Raw genomic sequence first — 8,067 nt, 5'->3', positions numbered from 1 at the left:
AAATCTGTCTTTGTTGATCGCATTTTAAAATATATATCAAGAACCTATGATCTTTCAAAATATACTGGAAAACTCTATACTCCCCATCAAAAAATTTTAATAGAAAAAGAGATAGAGACGTACTTTGAATCATTAACTAATTGGATTATTCGAAAATTTGAGATTGAAACTGTTGTATTTTACAAGGAAGACGTAGGGGTAGGTAGAGTTGAGAGCACAGTATCTATATGGCCAAAAAGTACAACAGAAAAATATAGATTAGTGGTGAAGTAATGGAAAAAACAGATAATAATTTGTTTACAAACAACCTAGAGTATCTGTTAGCACAAGAGGATAATGTTATTAATAAAATTGTTGAAAAATCAATGATTCTGTCTCACGAGCAAAAAGTCATTCCCCCACTAAAAGCAAATAAAAGTGCTAACTTATATGATTTCATTCAAATGATTGGAAAAGTTGTATCTAAGGCAATGAATGAAGATCAAGTAGAGTTTGTCTTTGATGAAGGAAAACGATTGTCCAGTGACCCGAATAAAAAATTTGATCATCCTTATATTACATATAAGGTGTTATCAAGAAAAACGTTGATGGAGTTGAAACCCAGAGAAAGAGAATCATCCATTTCTGAGGTGGCTCAAAGCGACAAAGATAAAAGACATGGGCGCATTTATGGACAAAAATTTAAATCTTATATCCAATTCAATATAATAGCTAGTGAATATACGCAAGCAGATAGAGTAATGAATGTCTTTGAAGACCTAATTTTTTCCTACACTCATTACTTTAAAAAGAACGGTGTAGCAGAAATTTTATTTGAAGATCACCTAACAGATAAAGAGTATGATGTCTATCGTCATTTTCTGTCTGTTCGTAACTTAGTTTATTATGTTGAGATTGAAAAACTATTCGTTATGTTTGATTCGGACATTGAAGGTATCTTCATTAAGTAAAGTCAAGTAATTTAAGGGAGGAAGTAAAAAATGAGTTTAATCGACAATGAAACATTCTTGCCAGGCGTTATTACTGAAGTAGAGTCCGATTACTCTTACGGCTACGATTCAAGTCAATTTGGTACTACTGATTCAGTGGTAGTTGTCGGTACGGCATTCAGTGGTCCTGTAGGCACGCCTGTTCCAATCTACAACCCAGAGCATGCTCGATACATCTTTGGTAAGACATACGAATCTGGGAGTAAAAAAGCAGCGACTCTAGTTTCTGCTATTGAAGATGCTTACCAAAAGGGGTCTCGCACAATCTATGCTGTGCGTATCAGCGGTAAAGAAGCTTCAAAGGATTTTGAGTTTAATAGTGATTCAATTTATAAATTGCGCTTACGCAGTACGTACCCTACTAATCAGGCAAAAGACTTCTTTATGGTCTATGATAATAAAGAAGGCGAAGAGAAAATCAAAATCTTTAAGCCAGCTGAACGTGCTACAATCGTTGAAAAAATGCAAGGAGCCATCGTAAGTGAAAATGACACTATTGTCCTTGAACTAAAATTAAATCTTGATTACGGTTTAACAAAAGATTCTTCTTTAGTTGACGTCATTTCAGTTGTTAACGACCACCCATACAATAACGTAGTTCGTTTAGGGATTGTCGATAATGATGGTTTAGAAGTAACAAGTTCTGACTTCGAAGCACGACAAATTTTGCTTGGATCTCTGTTCCCTGGTGCGTACTTCATTGGTCGTGATGTTAACCACATTACGCCAGACACACACATTAACTACCGCTTAATAACAGATGGTTCTAGTAAGCCATATCAAGGCTTTAACGGAATGATCTATAAAGATCTTGCATACAACACAGATGTAAATTCTAACTTACCGATATATGCTAAAGACAACAAGGTTTTAGCACAGCAGCTAAAAAATGTAGAGGTATTCTCAACTAAGCATTTTGACTTCTTAGAAACTACTGGTCTTGTTGACCGTGTCTTCGGTAAAAACAATGAAGATTACGAAGAAGTCAATATTGATGCATTTGATATCTATCAACGCCTAGGTTCAGGTTTTGCTGTAACCGCTCGTGCTGAATTCCGTGCAGATGCTTCTGGGAACGAGTTAGTTCCGAAAATTAAGGAAACACCAGCAACAGACGTAAATCGTGTTAAAGAAATCAAAGATGGCATCTACTCTATGCTTGAAAATATGAATGCTAAATATCGTGTCTTAGCATGTGGTAACGCGGATGAAAAAATTGTTGGCAAATTACCACGTCCTAAAGACTTCTTGGTTCTTTCTCCGGTTTCAACAAAAATTCTAGAAGGATTAATTGAGGTAACTCCAATTATTGATCCAAAAGCGCCTGTTCTGCCAAAGAAATATGAGTTCAATATTTCTAACATTACTGATTCAGCAACTATGGCTAATGCAGATGCAATTTACGGTGGCGAAGTATTTACAGCAATTCCTTTCTTCGATGAAGGTCAACTGTCTCAGGGGGTAGCTCCTGCTAACGGTACTGTTGTGGCGAAGAAGCTGGTTGATCCGCTTCTCAAAACAGAAACAGGAGAAATTGCTATCTACTCTATCTATGATAGCGGATTATACGAAAAAACAAATATTGGTGGAACAAACGGAATTGTAATTGTTGAAGAAGACATCTACGTTCTAACTGCTACTCCAACTACAGCATATGATGAGTCCCCTGTTCGTGTTTATCGAAAAGCAACGGAAGCAGATTTATTCCCTGGAGTAATTAGTTCTAACGAGAAATTCATTTTATCTGAAAACAATACTCGAGTATACGTGCTTCAATTGAATTTGGATAATACCGGAAAATTTATTGCGAATTCAAAGCATGTTTCAATGCTTGGCGATATTCAGACTATGATGTCTGAGAACGAAGACGAAACCATTATTTTCTCTCAATCGAATGATTTTGAGGTAAATGAAGTTATTATTCAGTCTGGTATTTTGAACAGCGTTACTCTAGAAGAGTTTGTTGAATTGCTTAATCAGAGCCATTCTTTAAATCACCTATTCAAGTTCTCTATTGCTGAAGAAGGCCTTATTTTCAAAGATGATTATGTTATGGAAATCGAAATTACAACTGGCTCTGGTGTGACAGCAGCTACAGAAAAACTGGAAGATAAGTTCACTGCAGGTGGCAATAAGCTTAAACCAGTTTTATTACCTAAAGACCGCGAAGTTGCATACAACTACAACTTATATGTTCCATATAAGACAAATGATAATTTCGCTCGCCAATTGGCTCAGCATTGTACGTATACGTCTTTAAAGACAGCACCAACTCACGGAATTATGGGCGTAGCTACTTTAAACAATAGATCAATTGCTAGTGTAGCTAAACGTATCGACGAAGTATTAGAATTAGATTTCGATCTATATGCTAAAACTTCTGCTGGTCGCAACATGTTAGACCGTAACAATATGCCTTACCCAATCGGTAAAAATGTGTCTATCGTGTTTACTCAGTATCCTTTCTATACAGATGAAGGAGAACTTCTTCGCTCGAATGGTGCTGCAGGTTATGCAGGTATGGTTTCTAATCTACCTTTAGATCAATCTTCAACAAATCAACCAATTTTGTTAGGTGAACTTGATTTTGAGTTAACAAATTATCAATTAACTCGCTTAACTCAAAAAGGTTATGTGACAATCAAGCAATCTTATACAAAAGGTCTGGTAGTTACTGACGGTATTACAATGGCACCTGTAGAGTCGCCATTCCGTCGATTAAATGTAACTCGTATTATCGGTGGCGTTGAGCAGCTTATCCGTGAAGCTTCAGAACCATTCATTGGTAAACAAAATAACCAAGCGAATCGTAACTCATTACACACTGCAATTAAATCAGGTCTTGAGAAAATCAAAGGTACCTTAATTGAAGCTTATGAGTTCAATCTAGTTGTTGATCCAAAAGTGATGAAGTTCGCGTATATCGATATTGACTACAATATCGTGCCGATCTATGAAATCCGTGAGGTTCGTAACCGAATTAAAGTCAAGGATCAACTATAAAAGACAAAGGGAGCCTCTTCCCTTCTGTCTTATTAAATAATTAAGGAGTGAATTAAAGATGGCAGAAAGTGTAACTTCTCAATATACAAAAACGTATACAACTTTCTCTGGTTGCGACATTGTTGCAACATTCGGAGACACTGTTATCGGTGAACTTCAGGCAATTACTTACTCTGTAAGTAGGGAAAAAGCTCCTGTCTATACGATGGGATCTCCAGAGCCGCGTTCATTCAGTAGAGGTAAACGCGGTATCGCTGGAACCTTAGTGTTCACAGTTTTTGACCGAGATGCTCTAATTGAAGCAATTAAATCAAATGTAACTCGTATCGGTAGTAATCCGAACGATCCAGCAACAAACACGGCCTATACGCCGATGACAATCGATGAATGGGACAAAGTTATGTCTGGTAAAATTCAGGACACGACTGCAGAAGAGCGCACTCGTAGAATTACTCAAGAGAATGTTGCACCATTATATGCAGATGAATTGCCTCCATTCGATGTTACAATCTCGTTCGCCAACGAATACGGACAAAAAGCAGTACTCGTTATTTATGGCTTAGAGATCTTAAACGAAGGAACAGGTTTCTCGATTGACTCTGTAACTACAGAAAAGGCTTGTACGTTCGTTGCAAGAAAAGTAGATTACATGCGTCCTGTTGATGCTGATGGTTCTATTGTTACCTCTTAAACAAGAATTTATACATGGAGCGTGGTGAAAGCCTCGCTCTTTTTTTGTTTATACATAATGAGAAACAAGTAATACAGTTTAGAGGTGATAATATGGCAAATGATTTTGTAGGAAAAGGCACATCTATATATAAAAAAACGTATACCAGTTTTAGTGGCTGTGACATGGTAGCAACCATCGATATTGCTTTGCCAAATAAGAATGGAGAAACCATCAAAGTTTCTCGTGTAATTGGAGAGCTTCAAACAATTAGTTATTCAATTCATATGGATAAAGCCCCTGTACGCTCGATAGGTTCTGTTAATGCAAAAGATTATGTGTATGGTCCACGAACTATTGCTGGCTCTCTTGTATTTGCTATGTTTGATAAGCATATGGCTCATGAAATATTAAGGGTAGCCAACGATGGCTTAGGAGACAATGGCACACAACTAATCATTATGGATGAACTGCCTCCATTCAATATTACAATTAGTATGGCCAATGAATATGGTCAAAAAGCTAGATTAGCAATCTATCAGATTCGTATTGTCAACGAAGGAAATGTTATGTCTGTTAATGATGTTTATACAGAGAATACTTATCAGTTCGTCGCAACAGATATTGAGTACCTAACAAATAGTTCAGGATCAGCTTCTTATGGAAGCAGTAAAGCGTCAGAATATTATCTTCAAAAGAACACTTACGCAATTGCAGAAAGCGGTTCTGCTAAGCCAATAGCTGCTTCCCTTGTGAATACTGAGTCAACTGAATCATCACCAAAAATAAAAGAAAGCTCAAATCATATTCTATTTTCAAATTAAAGTGAGGTGAATAATATGGGACACACAATTGAATTCTACAATGTTCAAGGGAATCTAACACGCAAAGGTCGAATCACAGATACGAAAGTTGCTGCATTGGTGGAGGAGTCTGATTATCGATTTGTTGTCCGAAGTGACGTCTACCCGTTTTCCATTGTAAAAGAAGGTTTTTTCAAAAAATCTGGAGCGACCGATTTAAAGAAACAGCTAGGAGCATTTTCTGTTTCAAAATATAAAGAAATCGAATTTATTTTAAATCGAGAAATCGAGGAAATTAAATATTATATCAATAATGAAGCTGTAGATTTTCAACAAATTGGGAGTCTAATTACAGCTCCAAATATACCAGGTACACATAAAATCCTTCATCCAAAGAGCGGTATGGAAGTATATTTTCGTATTAAAGATATGAGAAGCTTAGAAGCTTTTAAAGCCCTGTCAGATAATAAGGAAACCGAAGAACTTATTGCCCAAGCTCTAATAGATTATAAAGAGTCTGATTTATCTCTCCACGAAATCCTTGTGGATTTACTGAGGAATGGATCTAAAGAAAATATCCTACACTATCAACGAATCCTCACTAAATTTGAAGCTATCTATAACCAAGCCGTAAAAACCGAAACAGCTACTACATGGTACATCGAAAATCAATTCGATTGCAAAATCAAACCAAATAATGAGATTAATAAAGTCATAGTCTATAGGCTTGATAGAGATAAAAAAATTTTCAAGAAAGCAATAAAAATAGTTGGAGAGACTAGCATTGTTCTTGATCCTCATAAAATCTATTTAATAGAAGGCTATCATGATGACCTTTTTGTTTCTTCAAGAGTTTTAACTACAATTCCTGCTAGCTCTCGTACGGAAAAATGGAAAGAAACAAGGTTGAATGAAGAGCGAATAAATTATCTTATACAGCGAGGTCGCATTTCAAGTTCTGGTATTCCAGAAGAAATTGAGGAAGAAATTCATCTACTATCTTCAGAAAGCATAGTTTCATCACGTTACGGTTCACCAACAATTATAGACAACAAAGATGAGATCATTTTTGAATTCGAAGATTATTTCTTAGCTGATGATTTTCAGGAAGTTATCTATTTATGTGTTGCAACGAAGAAGCAATTTGTAAATCGTGAATATTGGTTCAAAACTGAGATCAAGAAAAATGAAATCGCAGTAAAAGTATTTGATTCAGGCTTACTTAGAGATGAAACATATCTAGTGTGGATTGAGAATCATCAAGGCGACAAAGTGAGCGAATTTAATATAATCTTCCCAGAAGAGGTATTTGAAGATCATAGTACAATCCTCCATGACTACTTTGTTCACCAAGAAAAAGAGGTAATCGTTCAAAAGGTCAATAACGCGAAAAAGGAACAATTCGAGAAACTGATAGTCGACTATTACACTTTATCTGGGGATAGTATTAATCGTATTACGAGGTTAACTGGATTAATTGAAGAACTGTTTAAACTAGGCACATGGGAAACAGTTCATACCGTTATTAGTACCATATATGAAGTCTTAACAAAGAACGACATCAAGATAGACTCATTCTTTGAGTCTAATATAAAGTTCTCTAAGTGGAATCGAAGAATGACAATTCCTGAAACGAAGAGGAATTTTGTTTTGATCGTCCATTCTTTTAATGATTACACCAAAAGAGTATCCAAATACATTATTAAAAATCCTGCGTACTTTGACATTCCGGAGGAGTATGCAATCATACAATTTTTAGATTTAAATGAAAATGTATCTTCGCATTATGCGTTCATTGGGGGCAAAAATAAAAATGCGATTGACATTAATAGGGGACTTGAAATAGAGGTGATAGACGATGTCCATGTACGGTATAAGAAATAGGCCTGATTTTGTTAACTATGTAAGTTCTTTAAATGGGACAAGACAGGGCTCTAACAAGCACGCGACGACTAATAAACGCTATTATTCATCTATCGACGCTGAAATTTATTTTGGTGATTTTTATATCGATGAAATTACTAATATTGCATATACAATTCAGCAGAACGCTATGCCTCTCTATGGCTATAATTCTTATGTCTATGATGAGATGGCTATTGGTAGTAGGATTATAAATGGTCAATTTACTATTAACTTTACTAAATCTAATTATTTAAGCGAGTTGCTACAGAAGCTTGAGAGTAGTACAGTTCAACTTTTGGGAGAGAAGGTATCAAAAGACGACGATGGTGAAGAAACTGATGTGATTGCTGGACAATCCTCTGCTCCAAACCATTCGAACATTAAGAGTGAAAGTAATAACTCATATACGTCCACAAACTATGAGGGAATTCGGCAAAGTAAAAGGCCACTTTGGTTTACAGGATTTGATATTGATATCATGTTTGGACGTGCTAGTTCATTGTCTGCTAAGACAGAGCACGTAATGCTCGAGGGTGTCTACTTGGTATCAAGTATGTTAAATCTAGATCAAAATGGACAGCCGGTTTCGGAAACTTATACATTTATAGCAAGGGATGTTCGGAATATATCCATCTAGTTTCTGCAATCTGTCTATCTAATGTTAAATAGATAGCTGCAACACGTAATATTTATTTGA

7 protein-coding genes are annotated in these 8,067 nt (G+C 35.9%); all 7 read left to right on the top strand.

Features of this window, described 5'->3' with window-relative positions:
- Window positions 1-273, top strand: a 273-nt coding sequence (locus MKY88_RS24535; RefSeq protein ID WP_340814896.1) for a hypothetical protein, incomplete at its 5' end; no start/stop codon positions are given.
- Window positions 273-950, top strand: a complete 678-nt coding sequence (locus MKY88_RS24530) for a hypothetical protein (RefSeq protein WP_193834013.1) — start codon at window positions 273-275, stop codon at window positions 948-950. The genes MKY88_RS24535 and MKY88_RS24530, both read left to right, overlap by 1 nt.
- A 30-nt stretch (window positions 951-980) precedes the next feature.
- Complete coding sequence (locus MKY88_RS24525; protein ID WP_340814895.1) at window positions 981-3,992, top strand: hypothetical protein; 3,012 nt, start codon at window positions 981-983, stop codon at window positions 3,990-3,992.
- Window positions 3,993-4,050: 58 nt separating this feature from the next.
- The gene (locus tag MKY88_RS24520) at window positions 4,051-4,683 is read left to right on the top strand and encodes a hypothetical protein (RefSeq protein WP_025115885.1); all 633 of its coding nucleotides are present in this window, start codon (window positions 4,051-4,053) and stop codon (window positions 4,681-4,683) included.
- Between the two features lie 92 nt (window positions 4,684-4,775).
- The gene (locus MKY88_RS24515) at window positions 4,776-5,486 is read left to right on the top strand and encodes a hypothetical protein (protein ID WP_069483493.1); all 711 of its coding nucleotides are present in this window, start codon (window positions 4,776-4,778) and stop codon (window positions 5,484-5,486) included.
- A gap of 15 nt (window positions 5,487-5,501) precedes the next feature.
- The gene (locus MKY88_RS24510; protein ID WP_328204385.1) at window positions 5,502-7,349 is read left to right on the top strand and encodes a hypothetical protein; all 1,848 of its coding nucleotides are present in this window, start codon (window positions 5,502-5,504) and stop codon (window positions 7,347-7,349) included.
- Window positions 7,324-8,007: a hypothetical protein gene (locus tag MKY88_RS24505; protein WP_328204386.1), complete on the top strand. Its 684-nt coding sequence runs from the start codon at window positions 7,324-7,326 to the stop codon at window positions 8,005-8,007. Before MKY88_RS24510 ends, MKY88_RS24505 begins: the two co-directional genes overlap by 26 nt.
- Window positions 8,008-8,067 lie beyond the last annotated feature (60 nt).

Origin of the sequence: Lysinibacillus sp. FSL R7-0073 (assembly GCF_038009065.1) — a bacterium.
In the GTDB taxonomy this organism is placed as follows: Bacteria; Bacillota; Bacilli; order Bacillales_A; family Planococcaceae; genus Lysinibacillus; species Lysinibacillus fusiformis.
This window is presented reverse-complemented; position numbering and strand designations above follow the sequence as displayed.

What these genes read in the sequence shown, in the direction of transcription:
- MKY88_RS24530 (WP_193834013.1), top strand. Translation starts at nt 273, where the DNA reads ATGGAAAAAACAGATAATAATTTGTTTACAAACAACCTAGAGTATCTG.
- MKY88_RS24525 (WP_340814895.1), top strand. Translation starts at nt 981, where the DNA reads ATGAGTTTAATCGACAATGAAACATTCTTGCCAGGCGTTATTACTGAA.
- MKY88_RS24520 (WP_025115885.1), top strand. Translation starts at nt 4,051, where the DNA reads ATGGCAGAAAGTGTAACTTCTCAATATACAAAAACGTATACAACTTTC.
- MKY88_RS24515 (WP_069483493.1), top strand. Translation starts at nt 4,776, where the DNA reads ATGGCAAATGATTTTGTAGGAAAAGGCACATCTATATATAAAAAAACG.
- MKY88_RS24510 (WP_328204385.1), top strand. Translation starts at nt 5,502, where the DNA reads ATGGGACACACAATTGAATTCTACAATGTTCAAGGGAATCTAACACGC.
- MKY88_RS24505 (WP_328204386.1), top strand. Translation starts at nt 7,324, where the DNA reads ATGTCCATGTACGGTATAAGAAATAGGCCTGATTTTGTTAACTATGTA.